Annotated in this window: 16 protein-coding genes; 9 read left to right on the top strand and 7 right to left on the bottom strand. The window is 70.0% G+C overall.

Features of this window, described 5'->3' with window-relative positions:
• Window positions 1–218 precede the first annotated feature (218 nt).
• Window positions 219–1,028, bottom strand: coding sequence for a ParB/RepB/Spo0J family partition protein (locus tag AC5JJ2_RS23645; protein WP_495860501.1), 810 nt, complete (start codon window positions 1,026–1,028; stop codon window positions 219–221).
• Window positions 1,029–1,667: 639 nt separating this feature from the next.
• On the opposite strand from AC5JJ2_RS23645, the gene AC5JJ2_RS23640 reads away from it, so the two are divergent.
• Both AC5JJ2_RS23640 and polX read left to right on the top strand, forming a co-directional pair.
• A complete protein-coding gene (locus tag AC5JJ2_RS23640; RefSeq protein ID WP_495860500.1) occupies window positions 1,668–2,747 on the top strand; it encodes a PseG/SpsG family protein in 1,080 nt (359 codons plus the stop codon).
• Window positions 2,748–3,004: 257 nt separating this feature from the next.
• Complete coding sequence (gene polX / locus AC5JJ2_RS23635) at window positions 3,005–4,741, top strand: DNA polymerase/3'-5' exonuclease PolX (protein WP_495860499.1); 1,737 nt, start codon at window positions 3,005–3,007, stop codon at window positions 4,739–4,741.
• On the opposite strand, the gene AC5JJ2_RS23630 is transcribed toward polX, so the two are convergent.
• Together AC5JJ2_RS23630 and AC5JJ2_RS23625 are read right to left on the bottom strand one after the other, a co-directional pair.
• Complete coding sequence (locus tag AC5JJ2_RS23630) at window positions 4,742–5,536, bottom strand: Uma2 family endonuclease (RefSeq protein ID WP_495860498.1); 795 nt, start codon at window positions 5,534–5,536, stop codon at window positions 4,742–4,744. It lies immediately after the preceding gene.
• An 18-nt stretch (window positions 5,537–5,554) separates the two neighbouring features.
• On the bottom strand, window positions 5,555–6,805 hold the full coding sequence (locus tag AC5JJ2_RS23625) for a pyridoxal phosphate-dependent aminotransferase (RefSeq protein ID WP_495860497.1): 1,251 nt from the start codon (window positions 6,803–6,805) through the stop codon (window positions 5,555–5,557).
• A gap of 98 nt (window positions 6,806–6,903) precedes the next feature.
• Here AC5JJ2_RS23625 and AC5JJ2_RS23620 point away from each other — a divergent pair, with 98 nt between their 5' ends.
• Window positions 6,904–7,581 (top strand): YoaK family protein, encoded by a 678-nt coding sequence (locus AC5JJ2_RS23620; protein WP_495860496.1) that lies wholly within the window; start codon window positions 6,904–6,906, stop codon window positions 7,579–7,581.
• Between the two features lies 1 nt (window position 7,582).
• Here AC5JJ2_RS23620 and AC5JJ2_RS23615 read toward each other — a convergent pair whose 3' ends face one another.
• A complete protein-coding gene (locus AC5JJ2_RS23615) occupies window positions 7,583–7,906 on the bottom strand; it encodes a carboxymuconolactone decarboxylase family protein (protein WP_495860495.1) in 324 nt (107 codons plus the stop codon).
• Window positions 7,907–8,872, bottom strand: a complete 966-nt coding sequence (locus AC5JJ2_RS23610) for a carboxymuconolactone decarboxylase family protein (protein WP_495860494.1) — start codon at window positions 8,870–8,872, stop codon at window positions 7,907–7,909.
• 158 nt (window positions 8,873–9,030) lie between these two features.
• Between AC5JJ2_RS23610 and AC5JJ2_RS23605 the strand changes: the two genes are divergently transcribed.
• The 6 genes from AC5JJ2_RS23605 (at window position 9,031) to AC5JJ2_RS23580 (ending at window position 16,906) form a co-directional block, all read left to right on the top strand.
• A complete protein-coding gene (locus AC5JJ2_RS23605) occupies window positions 9,031–9,939 on the top strand; it encodes a sulfurtransferase (protein ID WP_495860493.1) in 909 nt (302 codons plus the stop codon).
• A 216-nt stretch (window positions 9,940–10,155) separates the two neighbouring features.
• On the top strand, window positions 10,156–11,109 hold the full coding sequence (locus AC5JJ2_RS23600; RefSeq protein WP_495860492.1) for an inorganic phosphate transporter: 954 nt from the start codon (window positions 10,156–10,158) through the stop codon (window positions 11,107–11,109).
• 645 nt (window positions 11,110–11,754) lie between these two features.
• Window positions 11,755–12,264 (top strand): hypothetical protein, encoded by a 510-nt coding sequence (locus AC5JJ2_RS23595; protein ID WP_495860491.1) that lies wholly within the window; start codon window positions 11,755–11,757, stop codon window positions 12,262–12,264.
• Window positions 12,265–12,399: 135 nt separating this feature from the next.
• Window positions 12,400–13,932: a c-type cytochrome gene (locus AC5JJ2_RS23590; protein ID WP_495860490.1), complete on the top strand. Its 1,533-nt coding sequence runs from the start codon at window positions 12,400–12,402 to the stop codon at window positions 13,930–13,932.
• A 124-nt stretch (window positions 13,933–14,056) separates the two neighbouring features.
• A complete protein-coding gene (locus tag AC5JJ2_RS23585; RefSeq protein ID WP_495860489.1) occupies window positions 14,057–14,389 on the top strand; it encodes a YegP family protein in 333 nt (110 codons plus the stop codon).
• 54 nt (window positions 14,390–14,443) lie between these two features.
• Window positions 14,444–16,906, top strand: coding sequence for a serine/threonine-protein kinase (locus tag AC5JJ2_RS23580; RefSeq protein ID WP_495860488.1), 2,463 nt, complete (start codon window positions 14,444–14,446; stop codon window positions 16,904–16,906).
• 9 nt (window positions 16,907–16,915) lie between these two features.
• Here AC5JJ2_RS23580 and AC5JJ2_RS23575 read toward each other — a convergent pair whose 3' ends face one another.
• Together AC5JJ2_RS23575 and AC5JJ2_RS23570 are read right to left on the bottom strand one after the other, a co-directional pair.
• Complete coding sequence (locus AC5JJ2_RS23575; RefSeq protein WP_495860487.1) at window positions 16,916–17,323, bottom strand: hypothetical protein; 408 nt, start codon at window positions 17,321–17,323, stop codon at window positions 16,916–16,918.
• A 128-nt stretch (window positions 17,324–17,451) separates the two neighbouring features.
• On the bottom strand, window positions 17,452–18,312 hold the full coding sequence (locus AC5JJ2_RS23570; protein ID WP_495860486.1) for a metallophosphoesterase: 861 nt from the start codon (window positions 18,310–18,312) through the stop codon (window positions 17,452–17,454).
• Between the last annotated feature and the right edge of the window lie 23 nt (window positions 18,313–18,335).

Here is an 18,335-nt window from a genome sequence, read left to right as displayed (position 1 = left end):
CCGACGACTTCTTGCTCCCAAGGCAAGCGCTCTAGCCAAGCTGAGCTACACCCCGATGCGACGGATCATCTTATCGAGTGAACGGACACCCGGCACGGGCGCGGGGTTCACGGCGAGCGTCGGGGCGTCAGCCCGACGTGGTGATGAACACTCGCAACCGGTCAATCACACAGCGGGGGCCTAAGCCACGTCGGGCTGACGCCCCGACGCTCGCCAGGTCAGCGGCTGAGCAAGCTCAGAATCCGCTCGAAATCGTCGTTGCTGTCGAAGTCGATGACGATCTGCCCCTTGTCCTTCGCCCTCACCTTGATCTCGACCCGGCTGGCGAACCGCTGCCGTAGGTCGCTCTCCAGGCTCGCGACGTGGGCCGTCTTCTCCGCCGCCGGCTTCCTCGCGGCCGCCGGCTCCTCCGCCTTCTCCGGCTGCTTCGCCGCCTTCACCAGCTGCTCCAGCGCGGCGACCGACAGCCCTTGCAGCAGGACCAGCTTCGTCAGCGCGATCTGCTTCCCGGAATCGGCGAGGCCCTTCAGCACCTTCGCGTGGCCGAGGGTGATCTGCCCATGCCGCACGGCCGTCTGTACCTCCTCCGGCAGCGCCAGCAGGCCGACGAGGTTACTGATCGTCGTGCGGTCCAAACCGAGCTTCGCTCCGAGCTGGTCCTGCGTCAGCTTGAACCGCTCCAGGTAGTCCTTGAACCCCTGGGCCTTTTCGATGGGGTTCAGGTCCGCCCGCTGAATGTTCTCGACGAGGGCCGCCTCGAAGACCTGCTGGTCGTTGAACTCGACGATGTGGACCGGCACGTCCTTCAGGCCGGCCTGTTGCGCCGCCCGCAGCCGCCGCTCGCCGGCGATGAGCTGGAACCCGTCCCCGGTCCGCCGGACGACGAGCGGCTGGAGGACGCCGTGCGTCTTGATGCTGTCGCGGAGGTGCGTCAGCTCGTCCTCGTCGAACTGCTTCCGCGGCTGGTACGGGTTGTGTTTAATCGCGTCGAGGCCGAGCCGGGCGCGTTCCTTCGTCGTCGTGTCCATCCCCCATCCCCCTGAAACCGGTCCCGTTCCCTGGGACCGACGCCAGGGGTCATAGCACGACCGCGGATTTTGGGAAGACCGACTCAAAGTAGTAGGCACACTCCGTGTGCCGTTTGCCGAGCGTCGCAACGACTCGGACGGACTCACCGCACGCCGAGGAGGCTGTGTACCGCCTGCTGACTGCTTCCGGGGTTTCCACGGACCCACCGACACGCCGAGGAAACGGCACACGGAGTGTGCCTACTACTATGTTCCACGTGGAACGTCTGAGCTTGAAATTCAGGTCGAAACGCATCGTCGGCCAAGTGGCCTTGTCGCGCGGAAAAATTCCGGGTTACCATCCGCCCCGTTCGAGCGGTGGCCGGAACCGCCGCCCGAACGTACCCGCCGCCGCGGACCGGAACCCACGGCGAACGGGCAGGGGCCTTCGGAACGGCCCCCCGGAGAAGAGGTGTCCCGAAGACGGTCGCGCCCCGAGTCGCCCGCGGACTCACCCACCTTTCGCGCGCCCGACCCTTCCACACCACCGGCTGACTGACAACGGACACGCCCTCGCCACTGACGGCCCGGCCGCGCGTACACTCGTGCGCGGCCGGCCACGTCGGCGTGTCCCCACACCGACGTGGAAAGGCCGCTCGCATGGACGTGAAGCGTGGACCGATTCTGTTTCGCTGCGACGGGACGGCGGACGGCGGTTGGGAGCCGCTGTACCAGGGCCTCTCGTTCGCCGCGGCCCTGCAGCGCCGCCGCCGCGGGACGCACTTCTTCAGCTACCTCGACCCGCTGTCGCTGGCGCACGTCATCAACCGCGGGAACAACGACTGGACCGCGGCCGAGCAGCCGATGGGCAGCCCGGAGGACGCCGCCGTGACGATCGCCCAGGTCCGCCGGCTCGGGGCCGCCGCGGTCGTCGTCTGCGGCGACGTGCCGCGGGACTACCTCGAAGAGCTGCGGGAGGCGAAGGCTTACGTACTCGCGTTCGACTCGAAGGGCGGCGGCGTGATCCCGGCCGACCTCGTGGTGAACCCGTACATGGCCCCGTTGAAGAAGAACTTCGACGTGACCGTCGGCGGGCAAATCCTCGTCGGCCGGAAGTACGCGCTGGTCCGCGGCATCTTCCGTCGGCAACGGACGATCCGCGCCACCGAGCAGCCGGCCCCGTTCCGGGCGCTCGTCGCGTTCGGCGACGACGACCCGGCCGACCAGACGCTCGAGCGGACGGAACAACTCCGGCGGATCGAGAAGGTCGAGAAGGTCAGCATCCTGACCCGATACCACCACCCGCGGTACGACGAGATCAAGGACTACTGCGCCGCGTCCGGCGGGAAGGTCGAGGTCATCACCGAGACGAAGGAGATGATGACCCGCCTCGTGCGAAGCCACTTCGCGCTGACGGCCGGCGACACCTGGGCGCTCGAGATGTGCTGCACCGGGCTGCCGCAGCTGGCGATCAGCCACGGCCCGCGGCACACGGCGAACGCGAAGCGGATGGACGACGAGGGGATGGCGACGTTCCTCGGCGAGTCGCACAAGGTGACGTTCGACGTGCTGAAGGAGGCGGTGGACGCGCTCCTGGACGACCCGATGGAGCGGCTGAGCATGTCCCGGTGCGCCCGCAACCTGGTGGACGGCCGCGGCGGCGACCGGATCGTGAACGGGATGGAGATCATGCTCCACAGCCCGTCGCGGGCCGTGCCGATGGTCGCGAAGGCGGCGTAACTCTTGATTATCCCCGGAGGGGTTCTTCTCTTGTTCCCTCCCCCCTTGGGGGGGAGGGTTAGGGAGGGGGGTGAGCTTCCCAGCCCCGGTAAGTATCGCGTCGGAGGGAGGAAACCTACCCCCCTCCCTAACCCTCCCCCCCAAGGGGGGAGGGAACAAAGCCAGGACTAGGATCGTTCAAGCCGTCGGTTCGCCGGAAGGGTCGTCACGAACCCCGCCGGCAAGCCGGCGGCTATATTGTTGGCAAGGAGCCTCCCATGACCAAAGACGACGTGGCCGCCGCCCTCGACGACATCGGAACCCTCTTGGCCTTGAAGGGCGAGAACGACTTCCGCTGCCGGGCGTACCACGCCGCCGCCCGCACCGTCTCCGCCCTGCCCGGCGACATCAAGCAGCTCGTCGAGACGAAGAAGCTCGCCGACGTTCGCGGCATCGGCGAGGCGCTCGTCGAGAAGATCACCACGCTCGTCACCACCGGCCGGCTGCCGTACCTGGACGACCTCCGGGCGTCCGTCCCGCCCGGCCTCATCGACATGCTCCGGCTGCCGAGCATCGGGCCGAAGAAGGTGAAGGCGCTGTACGACTCGTTGCAGGTCGATTCCATCGACAAACTGAAGGCCGCGTGCGAGGCCGGCGAGGTCGCGAAGCTCAAGGGGTTCGGCGAAAAGACGGCACAGAAGATTCTCGACGGCATCGCGTTCCTCGGGACGGTCGGCAACCGCGTCCGGCTCGACAAGGGCCTGGCCCTCGGCGAGCGGCTACTCGAGAAAATTCGCGCCATGCCCGGCGTCATCCGCTCCGAACTGTGCGGCAGCCTCCGCCGCCGGCGGGAGACGGTCAAGGACATCGACATCGTCGTGAGCGCGACGGACGCCGCCCCGATCATGGACGCGTTCGTGAAGCTGCCGGAGGTGCTGCAGGTCACCGGACACGGGCCGACGAAGTCGAGCATCGTCGCGGAGATGGCGTGGGGCCGGGAGAAGGTCGTGCTGAACGCCGACCTGCGGGTCGTACCGGACGAGCAGTTCCCGGTCACGGTGCTACACTTCACCGGCAGCAAGGAGCACAACATCCGCCTCCGGCAGCGGGCCATCGAGCGCGGCTGGTCGCTCAACGACTACGCGCTGACCGGGTACAAGAAGAATCTGCCGGACGAGGCGACGGTCTACAAGGCGCTCGACCTGGCGTGGGTCCCGCCGGAGATGCGGGAGGACACCGGCGAGGTCGAGGCGAGCGAGAAGGGCGCGCTGCCGACGCTGATCGAGGCGAAGGACATCCGCGGCGTCTTCCACAACCACACGACGGCCAGCGACGGGACCGCGACGCTGGAGGAGATGGCCCTGGCGACGAAGGCCCTCGGCCTGGAATACTTCGGCGTCGGCGACCACTCGCAATCCCTGACTATCGCCAACGGCCTGACGCCGACGCGGGTGAAAAAGCAGTGGGCCGAGATCGACGCGCTGAACGAGAGGCTGAAGGGCGTCACGATCTTGAAGGGGTCCGAGGTGGACATCCTGGAAGACGGCTCGCTCGACTTCGACGACGAGCTGCTCGCCGGGTTCGACTACGTCGTCGCCAGCGTTCACACGCTGTTCGGGCTGAGCGAGGAGGCGCAGACGGCCCGCGTGTGCAAGGCGCTGTCGCACCCCGCGGTGACGATGCTCGGCCACGCGACCGGCCGGTTGCTGCTCCGCCGCGACGGGTACAAGATCGACCTGGACAAGGTGCTGGAGGCGGCCGCCCGGCACGGGAAGATGATCGAGATCAACGCCCAGCCGGACCGCCTGGACCTGGACTGGAAGTACGTGAAGCGGGCCAAGCAGCTCGGCATCCCGCTGGTCATCAACCCGGACGCGCACGCGCCGGACGACCTGGCGCTCTACCCGTGGGGCGTGGCGGTGGCCCGCCGCGGGTGGCTGACGAAGGACGACGTGTTCAACACCCGCGGCATTGCCGACGTGCTGACGGAGCTGAAGCGGCGGAAGGGCGGGTGACTACCCCGCGCTCCTCAGAACGTCATCGGGGCTGACGCCTAATTCTCGCAACTTTGCCGCCAAGAGTTCTTTTGCTTTCGCCTCGGCTTTCGCCCGCTCGGCCTCCAAGTTTGCTCGCTCGGCTTCCGTGTTCGCTCGCTCGGCCTCGGCGTCCGCGCGATTCGATTCTTCGATCGCCCGCGCGTGCTCCTCCTCGAAAGCCATCGCCGTCTTGCGCAGTTCCTCCTGAATCTCTTGAACCCGCTCCTCGCGGTCCTGAAAGACGCGGCCGTCCGGACCGATCACGACCAACTCCTCGCCGCGTTTCTCGAACCGGATACCGAGCCGCGGGCTGACGAACCCCTTGTCCCACCGCACCGATCTCAGCCGGTTCCCGCGGCGGACGTACGCTTCCATCTCGTTCTCGTATGGGTCGATGTAGTAGTATTCCTCGACCCCGTGCCGCTCGTAGAAGTCGAGCTTCGCGTCCATTTCCGGGACGGTGTTGTTCGGCGACATGACCTCGAACACGACCTGCGGGGCGACGTTACCTTCTTCCCATTGCTTGTAGCTGCCGCGATACCCCGGCGCGCGGCCGAACGCCACCAAGCCGTCCGGGGCCACGACCGTCCGCGGGTCGCCCTCGACCGGATACCAGAACAGGTCGCCTGCTACGAACACCTGCTGCCCGGCGTACTGCTCCCGCAGCTCGCCGACGATCCGCACCATCCACTCCCATTGCAGCGTGTTATCGGCCATCGGCTTCCCGTCCGATTCGGGGTACACGATCGCCGGGGCGGTCGGGTCGATACTCATGGTCGTCCTCCGGGCCGGTCACTGTAGCCGATACGTCGGGTTCGCGTCCAGATACTTCGCCACCCGGTCCGTCTGCGTCACCGCGTCCTTGACGAAGTGAACCGCCTGCAGCAGCCGCTCGTCCGGCTCGGCGCACGAGAACCGCAGGAACCCCGTCCCCGCGTCGCCGAAGCACTCGCCGCCGAGGCAGGCCACGCCGACGGCGTCGTCCGCGCCTTCCAGCAGGTACATCGCCAGCCCGTGCGACGTGATGCCGAGCCGCTCGCTAATCGGCCGCACGTTCGGGAAGACGTAGAACGTGCCGGCCGGCATCGTCACGCTCACGCCGGGAACCTGCCGCAGCTCGCCGACGAGCAGCGCGACCTTCGCGCGGAACTTCGCCATCGTCGCGTCCCGCTCGCCGGCGTCGTTCTCGAGCGCCGCCTTCCCGGCGAGCTGCACCAGCGGCGGCACGCACGACAGCGACGAGTTCACCATCTTCCCGATGACTTGCGCCACCTCCGGCGAGCCGACGGCGAACCCGAGCCGCCAGCCGCTCATGCTGTACGACTTCGAGAACGTGTACGCCCCGACGCACTGGTTCATCATCTCCGGCTCCGCGAGGATGCTCCGGTGCGGCTCGGCCCAGGCCATGTGGCAGTACGGCTCGTCGCTGAGGAGCGCGACGTTCTTCCCGCGGATCAGGCCGGCGATGGCCCGCAGGTCGTCGGCCGTCGCGACCCCGCCGGTCGGGTTGTGCGGCGAGTTCAGGAAGATCGCCCGCGGCCGTTTCGACGTTTTCAGGAAGCGCTCCACGTCCGCCGGGTTCGGGCGGAAGGCATTCTCCTCCTTCAGCGCCGCGAACACCGGCACGCCGCCCCGCCGCAGCACGTTCGGCACGAACGTCGGGAACGTCGGGCTGAACAGGAGCACCTCGTCGCCGGGTTCGACGAACGCCTCGCAGAAGTACGTCTCGAACACCTTCGCCCCCGGCCCGACGACGACGTTCTCGGCCGCGGCCGGGACGCCGAACTCGGCGCGGACGAAGTCCGCGGCGGCGGCGCGGAACTCCGGCAGCCCCGGCGACGGGCAGTACTGCGTCCGCCCGGCGTCGATGGCGGCCTTCCCGGCCGCGGCCGCGTGCCGCGTCGTCGGGAACGGGCTGTCGCCGATCTGGAGTTCGACCACGTCCTTGCCGGCGGCCTTGAGCTGGCGGGCGCGGGCGAGCACGTCGAACGCGACCTCGGTGGTCAGGCCGGCGGCGAAGGCGGCGAAGGTTGGAGCGTTCATGCAGAGATGATAGGAATGGCGGGGCCGGTGCGGTTGCGGCCGGCCCCGGCCGTGTGCTAGGCTTTCCCCACTCGTTTCACGCCGGGTGGGCGGATCGGATGATCGCGAAACTTCCCCGCTGGGTCTGGGTCGGCGCGTGGGCGCTGGCGTTCGTCGCCGGGGCCGTGAACGTCGTCGCGCTGCTCGGGTTCGAGCACCAGTCGGTCACGCACTTGACCGGGGCGAACTCCATGCTGTCGGCGGCCGTCGCCGCCGGGGACGGTTCGGCCGCGGCCCGCCTCGCGGCGATCATCGTCGCGTTCACCGCCGGGTGCGTGCTCAGCGGGGTCGTCATCCAGGACGACGCCCTCCGGTTCGGCCGGCGGTACGGCGTCGCCCTGCTCATCGAGGCCGGGCTGCTCGCGGCCGCGGCCGTGCTGCTGGAAGGGGGCAGTGTCCTGGGGGTCTACTGCGCGTCCGGCGCGTGCGGCCTGCAGAACGCGATGGTGAGCACGTACAGCGGGGCGGTCGTCCGGACCACGCACGTCACCGGGATGTTCACGGACGTGGGCATCGTCCTCGGCCACGCGCTGCGGGGCGTCCCGGCCGACCTGCGGCGGCTACGGCTGTACGCGCTACTCATCTCCGGCTTTCTGATCGGCGGGGTGGTCGGGGCGGTCGCGTTCGGCCACGTCCGGTACGCGACGCTGTTCATCGCGAGCGGGCTAACGGCCGCGGCGTGCCTGGCCTACGAGGTCGGCCGGCTCCGCGGCCGCCGCGACGAACCGAGGGCGTAGCTCACTTCTTCGCCGGCGGGGCGAACACGTTCGTCGTCTCCAACGGCAGTTGCAGCCCGTCGGCCACGCGGGTCATGTAGTTGCACCACGACACGTACCAGATCAAGTCGATCGCCCGGTGCGGGCCGAACGCGGCGATCAGCTCCTTCACGTCCGCGTCCGTCACCGCCGCCGGTTTCGCCGTCAGCTTGTTCGCGAACTTCAACGCGACCTGTTCGTCGGCCGGGAACCCAGACCAGTCGCCCTTCGCCAGCTTCGCCGTCAGCTTCTCGATGTCCGCCTGCTTCATGCCCGCGACCGCGAGCAGCATTTCGCTGTGGCCCATTCAGTAGAAGCACCGGTTCGTTCGGGTCACGATCCAGAAGACGGTGTTCTTGAACACCGGGTCCACCTTCCCCTCGGCCGACGCCGTGGTCATCGAGTCGAACCACGCCGTCGTCAGCTTCGGCTGATAGCCCTGGCCGATGGTGGACCAGACGATCCGCTTCGTGCGGGCGCGGTCCTCCGCCGGCATCCACGCGAGCTTCTCGTCCGACGGGATCGGAACCCGCGGCGACCGCTGCTTCTGCAGGTCGAGTTGCGTCGGAAGGTGCTTGCCGGTCAGGTCGGTCCACTCGAACACGTACTCCGACTTCTTCGGAAGCTCCTTCTTCGCCGTCGGCTCCCGCTTCGGCGTCGTCACGTTCTCGTACCACTTCGGGTCGAACGTCCGGTTCAGCGGCGGCAGCGGGCCGTCCTTCTCGACCTGGCAGCCGAGCGCGAGCAGGACGCGGTCTTGGAACCCGGCGTAGGCGAGCGTGTGGACGACGCCGACCATCTTCTCCGGGCCGAAATGCTCCAGCAGGTCCGCGAACTCGGCGTCGGTCACGGTGTCGGCGGCGAGCGCCATCTTCCGGGCGAGCGCCGCGAGCTTCTGCTCCGGCGTCGTCGGCTCGCCGTCGAACTTGGCCCACGCCTCCAGTTCCTCGGCGCTGACGCCGGCGTACTTCGCGTCGTTGGCGGCGTAAGCCTTCCCGTAGGGCGACCCGACGGCGTCGGACGCGACGTACCGCAGCTTCGCCCGCAGGGCGTTGCCGATGGGACTCCTCGCGCGGTGCAGGTCATCGAGTTCCAGGAGTTTCGCCGTCCCCTTCGGGATGGACGCGGCCAGCGTCCGCGCCCAGACGGGCAGCGGCGGGTTGTCCCGCGGGAGCGCCTTCCAGGCGTCGGCGGTCGAGAGTTCCGGCAGCCGCGGCGGGTCGGCCGCGGCCCCGGCGAGCGGGAGCAGGAACAGTGCGAGCAGCGTTCGCATGTGGCGGCCTCGCGGGAGACGGGACTGGTTCAAATTGTATCCGACGGCCATCCGCGGCGGGCAAAGCGGTCGGACAAAAACGGGACATCTGGCCGGTCGTCAAGGTTTCGGCTTATCATGACCGCTCCCCCCGACCCGCCGACACGGAGCCGTCCGCCATGCCCCTCTTCCGCGTTCTCGCCCTCGCCCTGTTGCTCGCCCCCGCCGCCCGCGCCGACATCGGGATCATCTCGCCGGCCGAGGCGAAGAAGCTCATCGAGGAGGCCGACGCGGCGAAGCGGCCGGTCGTGCTCGACACCCGCGGCGGGTACAAGGACTACTTCCGCGGCCACCTGCCGACCGCCCACCACCTGAACTTCGACACCCTCCGCGGGACCGACCGCGGCGTCCCGGTCCAGTACCTGCCGGACGACCTGACGAAGCAACTGCTCGTCCGCGCCGGCGTGGACAAGGCCCGCACGCACCTGATCTACGCGACCGGCGACAAGCTGCCGAACGACGAAATCCTGAGCGCGAGCATGGTCGCCTACGTGCTGGAGAAGTTCGGCGTCGAGGACATCCGGATCGTGGACGGCGGCCTCCCGGCGTGGGCGGCGGCGAAGCTGCCGGTGACGCAGGAGTACTTCGGCAATCCGACGGGGACGCTGCCGGAGAAGATGAAGCCGGAGATCGCGTTGACCGTCGAGGACGTGCTGAAGCGGAAGCCGGGGGCGGTCCTCGTGGACGCGCGGCCGCACAACGAGTACGTCGGGAACGACGACGTGTGGCTCCGCAAGGGGCACATCCCCGGCGCGGTCAGCTTCCACTGGGCGCGGCTGATGGCGAAGGACAACACGCACCAGTTCCTGCCGCTCGACCGGACGAAGGCCGAGTTGGAAGCCGCGGGGCTGACGGCGGACAAGGAGATTCTCGTCTACTGCGGCACGTCGCGGGAGGGGAGCCTACTGCGGTTCTACCTGAAGCACGTCGCGAAGTACCCGAACGTGCGGCTGTACGAGGGGTCGTGGAAGGAGTACGCCGCGCTGAAGCAGCACCCGGCGGAGACGAAGGAGAACACGGGGAAATAGCCCGTCTTCACCCCGAAGGGGTGGGAGAATACAGCCCAGGGCAAGGGGGCGAAGCCCCCGCCGCCCTGGGTGGGGACCGCAACCACCCCGCAGGCTGAAAGCCTGCGACAAGGCGGTCCCAGACACGCATGGGTCACCGCGTCCCCCGCGCCCAGGGCGTTGCCCTGGGCTATGCGCTCCCAGGCTTTCAGCCTGAAAACCTAGAACCCTCACCGCATGCTCGTCGCGGTCCTGTTCCTCGCCGTGTGCTTCGTCGCGTTCACGAACGGGGCGAACGCCAACTTCAAGGGCGTCGCGTCGCTCTACGGCAGCGGCACGACCACGCTCCGGCAGGCCGCCCTCTGGGGCACGGCCGCCACGTTCGCCGGGTCGGTCGCGGCGCTGTTTCTGGCGAAGGGGCTGCTCCCCGCGTTCAGCGGCCGCGGGATCGTGCCGGCGGAATTGGTCGCGTCGCAGCACTTCGTCTGCGCGGTTGCAATCGGAGCGGCGCTGACCAGCTTCCTCGCCACGCGGTTCGGGTTCCCGGTTTCCACGACGCACGCGCTGGTCGGCGCGCTGCTCGGGGCCGGGCTGACCGGAGGGGGAAGCGTGAACGTCGCGGCCGTCGGAACGGCGTTCCTGCTCCCGCTGGTGTTCAGCCCGCTCGTCGCCGCCGCGGCGGGGGCGCTCGTGTACCTGTTCCTCAAGTCCATGCACTTCGCCCCGGACCACCGCACGCCCGCGCTGGACGTGCTGCACTTCCTGAGCACCGGGGCGGCCAGTTTCGCCCGCGGGCTGAACGACACGCCGAAGATGGCCGCCCTGATGCTGGCGGTCCCCGGCCTGGAAACCCCGTGGGCGTTCCTGGTCGTGGCGGTGGCGATCGCGCTCGGCGGCCTGTTGGACATCGACCGCGTGGCGGAAACGCTCGGCAAGAAGCTGACCGGCATGAACCCCGGCCAGGGGTTCGCGGCGAGCCTGGTGACGGCGAGTCTGGTGACGACGGCCAGCCTGCACGCGCTGCCGGTGAGCACGACGCACGTGAGCGTCGGTGCGCTGCTCGGCATGGGTGCAGCCACGAAGCAAGCCCGCTGGCGGAAGGCGGCCGAGGTGTTGGCCGCGTGGGTCAGCACCGTCCCGTGCGGGGCGGCGCTGGCGGCGGCGGCGTATGCGGTGATCGTGCGGGTTTAGGTCGGGGGCAGAAGATTGGTTTTTGACCCGCCCCTCGCGTATCGCTAGGCTGGGGCTAGCCCCAGCCGTAGCGGGGCTGAGCCTGCCCAGATTTATCTGATCTGTGGTTGAGAGAAACACTGGTTCGGCGACGGAGGGCGCATCAGATGCCGTACGGGATGTGCCCCAGTTGCGGGACACGGAGCCATTACAACCTGGGCTCGCGAAAGGTCTGGGACGAGAAGTACGGCGACATGCAGCTCGCTCCGAAACTCTGCATGTCGTGCTCCGTCCCGATCGCGCGGGGCAGCGGCGTTGAGATCCGCCGCGGAGTAACGCGGGACGGGCGCGAGCTGAGCGGTGTGAAGGGGGAGGTGCGGTGGGTGGACGCCTCGGACGAGGGCAGCCTGTTCTGGGTGTCGCTGTCGGGCGCGGCGGCAGTCTGCTTCATCCGTTCCGAGTTGGCACCGGATTGGGACCACCCCTCAAACAAGGCACCTATCAGCGGGTCCGGTGAGGGCGGGCCGGCCGAACCAGGCGCTGCACCTGACCGGCGGGGCATGACGGCTTTCCGTGACGTGTAGCCCACCCAGCCCCGCCGCCACTGAGCTGGGTCGTTCGGCGGCGGCGGGCCGGGGACACCCGTGGTAAGTGGTGGGGCTTCGGATGAACGTTGTCTTTTACCGCCCCAGCCTCGGGTCGGTAAGCCCACTCGTCAGCGTCGCCTGGGATAAGCCGGTCGTCGAGCTGCTGAACCTGATCGTCCCGATGGGTACGACGGTCAACTTTGGGAGCTACGCCGAGGAGGCGTGTGCGGACTTCATCGTCGCCCTGGCGGCCCACCCGGTTACCGCCGAACTCAATCCTCGGGTCGAGGTGTTGAACCTGCGGCTGCGGTGGGACCGGATCGACCCGTTGTGCCCGGAGCGGGCGGCGGACATCCCGGCTTGGCGGAACGCCCTGCTCGCCGAGGTCGAGCGGCTCGACGCCGACATCGCGGACCCGAAGGAACGGCTCGTGTGGGTGGAAACGGACCCGCCGAATTCGGTCACCCGCGGGGGTCGGCTGCTGTGCCGCAGGGTGAACGTCCTCTCCGAGCCGTGGGAGGAGGGGCAACCGATGTGGGTCGCGCCGCCGGGCGCGGGCAAGGCACGCCGAACCCGGCGCGGCCCCTGACCCGGCCCACGGGTTCGGTTCTGGGAGTTCGTTGCCCGACGACGGGGTGTAAGTTACTGTGGCAGGTAGTCGAGCCTTACCCGTCGCCTTCCGGACCCCTGGAAGCCCCCGCCTGGCGGGGACAGGAGATTCGCCATGCCATCACGCGCCAGACTTTCTGTCGCGTCGGTCGCGGCCGTCGCCGCGATGCTGTTGCTCGCCCCGGTCGCCGCGGCCCAACACCCGGCCGTCCCGACGGCGTGGGACGAGGCCGCCCTCCACGGGATGGAGCTGCCGCGCGTCGGCCTCGACAAGCCGGTGAAGCACGCGCCGCTCGCGTTCTACGCCGCCGTGCCCGTCCTCCCGATCGCCAAGGGGTACCCCGTGTACCACCCGGACAAGGAGCCGAAGGGGTACATGGATTCCCTCCGAAAGAAGGAGCCGGAATTCGTCGCCTTCGACCCGGCGCGGTTGCGGACCGCGGCGGACTGGGTCAAGGCCGGGGAACTCGTGTTCCACGCCCCGGACACCGGCCGCGGGCCGAGCGAGGCGGACGCCCACGACCCGGCCTGGTACAAGGGCCTCGACGTGCCGGTCGCCGCCGACGGCACGCTGCCCGGCTTCCGGTACGTGATCCGCAAGAAGGGCGAGGTGGCCGTCGAGGGGGCCAACTGCGGCCGCTGCCACACGCGGGTGCTCCGCGACGGCCCGCTGGCCGGGACGGTCGTCACCGGCGCGCCGAGCAACTTCCCGGTCATGGGGCGGCTCGCCCAGGACCTCCGGGCGCGGGCCAAGAAGGACGGCGAGCCGGCCGCCCTGGAATCGGCCCGCCGCGCCGTTCCGGGGCCGCACATGCCCTGGAACCGGGGGCCGGGAGACGCCCACGACAAACTCACGCTCGCCGACTTCCTCCCGGCGATCGAAGAGGCCCCGCCCGGCGTCGCCTTCCGCATCGGCACCGGGGTCACCTACGTCCCGAAGATCCCGGACCTGATCGGCGTCAAGGACCGCAAGTACCTGGACGCGACCGGGTTGATCCGCCACCGGTCGCCCGCCGACCTGATGCGGTACGCCGCCCTGGTCGGCGGGCAGATGAGCGGGATGGAGCGGCACATGACCTTCGGCGACTGGTCGCCGCTGGGGAAGCTACCGGACCCGAAGTCGAAGTTCCGCTACTCCGACGAGCAACTCTACGCGCTGGCGCAATACGTCTACGCGCTCGCGCCGCCGCCGAACCCGAACAAGCCGGACGCCCTGGCGGCGCGCGGCCGGGAGGTGTTCGCGCGCGAGCGGTGCGCCCGCTGCCACGCGGGAGACGCCCACGGCGGCAGCACGCTGACGCCCGTGGACGGCTTCCGGGTCCCGGACAAGCGCCCGGCCGCGGACGACATCTCCGAGAAGTCCGTCGGCACCGACCCCACGCTCGCGGTGAACACCCGCAAGGGGACCGGGTTCTACCGCGTGCCGTCCCTCCGCGGGGTGTGGTACCGCGGCCTGCTCGAGCACAACGGGTCCGTCGCTTCGCTGGAGGACTGGTTCGACAAGCGGCGGCTCGAGCCGAGTTACGTCCCGACCGGGTGGAAAGGCCCGCCCGGCACGCGGGCGCGGGCGGTGAAGGGGCACGCCTTCGGCCTGGAGTTGTCCGCCGACGACCGCAAGGCCCTGATCGCGTACCTGCGAACGCTGTAGCCGGGCGGAACGTCGGCCGCTCCCGTCTCGATGCCGGGGGCCGGTGCGCGTGTCGTTCGACCGGCCCGCCCGATTAAATCGGGACGACTGTGGTATTTCCCTTTCCTCACGACGCGAGGGCGACATGGCCGCGAAGTTCCAGATCGACAAGTCCGCCAACGGCCAGTTCTACTTCCGGCTCAAGGCCGGCAACGGCGAGGTGATCCTGAGCGGCGAGCAATACGCGTCGAAGGCCGGCGCGCAAGGCGGGATCGACTCCGTGAAGGCGAACGCCGGGACCGACGCCCGGTACGAGCGGAAGACCTCGGCCGGCGACCAGCCGTACTTCGTGCTGAAGGCCGCCAACGGCGAGGCGCTCGGCCGCAGCCAGATGTACTCGACCGCGGCGGCGATGGAGAAGGGCATCGACTCGGTGAAGGCGAACGCGCCGGCCGCGGCCGTCGAAGACCTGACGTAGTCGCGCGGGCACGCCCCGGCCGGCGGCGGCCCGTGCCCCTTGTGAGACCTCGCCATGACCGAACCCCCCGACCCGGACCGGACGATCGACCGCGCCGTCTCCGTCGCGACCCCCGACCCGACGCCGGACCCGAACGGCACCGTCGATCTGGCCGGCGCGTCGGTCAGCACCGGGGGCGACCCGCCCGGCGACCCCGCGGCCGCGCTACCGGTCATCCCCGGCTACCACGTCGTCGGCGAGATCGCCCGCGGCGGCATGGGCCGCGTCCTCGCCGCCCGCGAACTCGCCCTCGACCGGGACGTGGCGATCAAGGTCCTGCTCCCGATGGCCCCGGCCGGGCGGTTCGTCCGCGAGTCGAAGATCACCGCCCGACTGCCGCACCCCGGCATCCCGCCGGTCCACGCCCTCGGCACGCTCGCCGACGGGTCGCCGTTCCTGGCCATGAAGCTAATCGCCGGGCAAACCCTCTCGGCCGAGATGAAGGCCGCCGACCGGCCGCGGCTGCTCCGGGCGTTCGTTCAAGTGTGTCAGGCGGTCGGGTTCGCCCACAGCCGCGGGGTCGTCCACCGCGACCTGAAGCCGGCGAACGTCATGGTCGGGGCGTTCGGCGAGGTGCAGGTCATGGACTGGGGGCTGGCGAAGGAGCTGGCCGAGCCGGACGCCGCGGACGACCCCCGGGTGGCGGAGGACGGCGGGTTCGACGATTCGACCGACCCCGGCACGCGGGCCGGGGCGGTGATGGGAACGCCGGGGTACATGGCCCCGGAGCAGGCCCGCGGCGAGCCGACGGACCCGCGGGCCGACGTGTTCTCCCTCGGCGGCATCCTTTGCGCCCTCCTGACGGGCCACCCGCCGTTCCGAGGCGACACGTCGGTCGAACTGGTCCGGCGGGCGGCCGCCGCCGACTTGGCCGACGCCTGGGACCGGCTGGACGGGTGCGGGGCGGACGCGGACCTAGTCGCCCTCTGCCGCCGCTGCCTGAACGCGGCCCCGGCCGACCGCCCCGCCACCGGGCAGGCCGTCGCGGACGAACTGTCGGCCCACCTGAGCGGGGTGGAGGACCGGCTGCGGGCCGCCGAGCGGGGGGCGGCCGTCGCCGCCGCGGAGGTCGTCGTCGAGCGGCGGCGGCGGCGGCAGGTGTTCGCGGCCGCCGCGGTCGCGGTCGCGGTCCTCGTCGCCGGGATCGCCGGCACGACCCTCGGCCTGTTCGAGGCCCGGCGGCAGAAGGCGTACGCCGAGCAGGGGTGGGGGAAGGCGGACGCGGAATTCCGCCGGGCCGAAACCAACTTCGGCTCCGCCCGCGACCTCGTGCTGAACATGGGCGCGCAGATCAACCTGATCGAGTCCACCCAGAAGGATCCCCGCCTCGCGGATCTGGCTCGCCGGCAGGCGCTGGACGACGCCCGCCGGCACTTCGAGCGGTTCCGCGAGGACCAGCCCGACGACGAGCGGGTCCAGTTCCAGGCCGCCAACCTGCACCGGTACGCCGCCAACGTCTCCCGGATGCTACGGGAGTACCCAGCGGCGGTGGACGCCTACGACCGGTCCCTCAAAATCATGGACGACCTGACGGCTCGCTTCCCCACCAACCCGACCTACCGCGACACGCTGGCCCTCGCCCTCGCGGACCGGGCGCTACTGGACATGCTGGTGGGGCGGCTGGACCGGGCGGCGGCGGACCTCGACCGGGCGCGGGGGGTCGCCGAAGCCGGGGCGGGGTCCGAGCCGCAATACCTGCGGACGGCCGGCCTGATCGACCACGACCGGGCAAAGGTCGCGTACCTCCGGGGGCGGTTCGACGACTCGCTGCGATTCGCGACCCGGGCCGGGGAGTTGCTCGACCGACTAAATCACCCCGGCGTCGAGTTGAAACTCCGCCAGTCCATCGACCCGCTGCTGGCGGCGATGGCGGTCAACGACCTGGCGGTCGCTCGCCGCGAGTTGGGCCGGCCGGTCGAGGCGCTGGCGGCGCACGACGACGCCGCGGCGCGAATGGCGGCGCTGGACGGGCCGAAGGCGAGCCGGGACGTGGTCTTCTGGGTCTGCGAGGTGCGGGAGCAGCGGGCGCGGACGGCGGCGGCCGTCCCGGACCGGCGGGCGGCCGCCGAGGCGGACCTCGTCGAAGTCGTCCGGGTGGCGGAAAAACTGGTCGAGGACTACCCGCACGTCCCGCACTACCTGGAGAAGCTGGCCGTCGTCCACGCCGCCCGCGGCGAGTTGTTGACGGCCCTCGGCCGGCCAGGGGAGGCGGCGGCTGAGGTCGCGAAGTCCCTGGCCGTGTCGCGGGCGCTGCTCGACAAGTTCGACACCGGGTCGGCGGCGCTCCTCGTCCGCGGGCGGGCGTTCCTGGCGCTCGGCCACGCGCACGCCGCGGCCGGGAAGGCCGCGGACGCACGGGCGGCGTGGGGGAACGCGGCGAAGGTGTTCGAGATCGCGCTGCGGAACGACCCGGACAACGCCCACCACCGCCGCGGGCTGGCCGCGGCGGGCGAGGCACTGAAGCCGCCGGCGAAGTGACGGCCGGCGTCAGGGGATTTCCGCCGGCACCGGGTCCGGCTTGAGGGGGTTCGACGTTAGCGGCGTCGGCTCGGTGTTCGTCACCGTCACCTGGAGCGTGTCCTCCTGGTCCGGGTCGGCCTCGTTCGTGACGTTCGCGACCCGGAACGACCAGTACTCCTGCCCGGAGCCGTTCGTGTTCGGGCCGTCGATGATCGTCCCCTTCCAGTACTTCTTCTTGGCGTTCCGCTGGACCTCCACCGTGTAGCCCTTCGCGAGGTTGGTCCCCCGCACGTAGCCGACGGTGGTAACGTCCTCGTTGTTGGTGTTCTTCTTGAGGAGGTGGATGAACCCGTTCGGGTAGTTCTGGTTCCACTCCATTCGGACGTGGGTGAGGTACGGGGCAACCTGGGGTTGCGGGTCGGCGTCGTCGGGCATGGCTAGGACCTCGTGGGGATGTGGGGAGGCGGGCCGGGTGGCCGACCCGCCCGGATCGTATCCGGGCGGGCGGGCGGCCGCAAATGGTTTCCGAAACGCGCGGTCGTTCATGGCGGGACGCTCCGCCGTCAGCCGTCCGTCAGCTCGAAGAGCGTCACCGCCGGGCGGACGTTGAACCGCACCTTCGTGATGTGCCCGATGCCGCGGCTGATGTAGAGCCGTCGGCCGCCGGTCAGCGCGAACTCGCCGCGGGTGTACCGCTTGTTCCGTACCGGCAGCAGCGGCGGGGCGAGGAACGGCGGCCGGCACTGGCCGCCGTGCGTGTGGCCGGCGAGAATCCAGCCCGTGTGCTTCTCCCAGCCGGCCACGTCCGCGCCGTCCGGGTTGTGGCAGAGGGCGATCGCTGCACGTGCCGGGTCGAGCTTCGCCGTGGCCGCGGCCAGGTCGAACTCGCCGGACCAGAGGTCTTCCAGGCCGAAGAGTTGCAGACCCTCCACGTCAACGAGGTGGTTCCGCAGGACGCGGACGCCTTGCGTCTCCAGCCCCTTCGCGAGTTCGTCGGCGACCCGCACGTTCGTCCAGCCCGCGCCGTAGTCGTGGTTTCCGAGGCACGCGAACGTGCCGAGCGGGGCCGGGGCGAGGTGTTCCAGTTGGCGTAGTACGTCCGGGATGCGCTCCGTGCCCTTCGCGCTCATGAAGTCGCCGGTGACGAGGATCAGGTCCGGCTTCAAGGACGAGATTTCGCGGAACCAGCTCGTGAGGTACGTCGGCGACACGGGGCCGACGTGGATGTCGCTGAGGTGGACGACGCGCTTGCCGGCGAGGTGCGGCGGAAGGTTCGCGACGGGCAGCGGCCGTTCGACGAGTTCGGCCCACCGTGGTTCGACCTGCCACGTGTAAATGCCGAGCGAGCCGACGGCCGCGAGGAACCGGCGGCGGGTGACGATGCGACGCTTCGGCTTCGGCGGCGGGGCAGGCGGGGTTTCCATGACGCCGAGTGTACACGAAACGA

This window comes from Limnoglobus sp., from assembly GCF_059499385.1.
This window is presented reverse-complemented; position numbering and strand designations above follow the sequence as displayed.

What these genes read in the sequence shown, in the direction of transcription:
- AC5JJ2_RS23645 (WP_495860501.1), bottom strand. Translation starts at nt 1,028, where the DNA reads ATGGACACGACGACGAAGGAACGCGCCCGGCTCGGCCTCGACGCGATT.
- AC5JJ2_RS23640 (WP_495860500.1), top strand. Translation starts at nt 1,668, where the DNA reads ATGGACGTGAAGCGTGGACCGATTCTGTTTCGCTGCGACGGGACGGCG.
- polX (WP_495860499.1), top strand. Translation starts at nt 3,005, where the DNA reads ATGACCAAAGACGACGTGGCCGCCGCCCTCGACGACATCGGAACCCTC.
- AC5JJ2_RS23630 (WP_495860498.1), bottom strand. Translation starts at nt 5,536, where the DNA reads ATGAGTATCGACCCGACCGCCCCGGCGATCGTGTACCCCGAATCGGAC.
- AC5JJ2_RS23625 (WP_495860497.1), bottom strand. Translation starts at nt 6,805, where the DNA reads ATGAACGCTCCAACCTTCGCCGCCTTCGCCGCCGGCCTGACCACCGAG.
- AC5JJ2_RS23620 (WP_495860496.1), top strand. Translation starts at nt 6,904, where the DNA reads ATGATCGCGAAACTTCCCCGCTGGGTCTGGGTCGGCGCGTGGGCGCTG.
- AC5JJ2_RS23615 (WP_495860495.1), bottom strand. Translation starts at nt 7,906, where the DNA reads ATGGGCCACAGCGAAATGCTGCTCGCGGTCGCGGGCATGAAGCAGGCG.
- AC5JJ2_RS23610 (WP_495860494.1), bottom strand. Translation starts at nt 8,872, where the DNA reads ATGCGAACGCTGCTCGCACTGTTCCTGCTCCCGCTCGCCGGGGCCGCG.
- AC5JJ2_RS23605 (WP_495860493.1), top strand. Translation starts at nt 9,031, where the DNA reads ATGCCCCTCTTCCGCGTTCTCGCCCTCGCCCTGTTGCTCGCCCCCGCC.
- AC5JJ2_RS23600 (WP_495860492.1), top strand. Translation starts at nt 10,156, where the DNA reads ATGCTCGTCGCGGTCCTGTTCCTCGCCGTGTGCTTCGTCGCGTTCACG.
- AC5JJ2_RS23595 (WP_495860491.1), top strand. Translation starts at nt 11,755, where the DNA reads ATGAACGTTGTCTTTTACCGCCCCAGCCTCGGGTCGGTAAGCCCACTC.
- AC5JJ2_RS23590 (WP_495860490.1), top strand. Translation starts at nt 12,400, where the DNA reads ATGCCATCACGCGCCAGACTTTCTGTCGCGTCGGTCGCGGCCGTCGCC.
- AC5JJ2_RS23585 (WP_495860489.1), top strand. Translation starts at nt 14,057, where the DNA reads ATGGCCGCGAAGTTCCAGATCGACAAGTCCGCCAACGGCCAGTTCTAC.
- AC5JJ2_RS23580 (WP_495860488.1), top strand. Translation starts at nt 14,444, where the DNA reads ATGACCGAACCCCCCGACCCGGACCGGACGATCGACCGCGCCGTCTCC.
- AC5JJ2_RS23575 (WP_495860487.1), bottom strand. Translation starts at nt 17,323, where the DNA reads ATGCCCGACGACGCCGACCCGCAACCCCAGGTTGCCCCGTACCTCACC.
- AC5JJ2_RS23570 (WP_495860486.1), bottom strand. Translation starts at nt 18,312, where the DNA reads ATGGAAACCCCGCCTGCCCCGCCGCCGAAGCCGAAGCGTCGCATCGTC.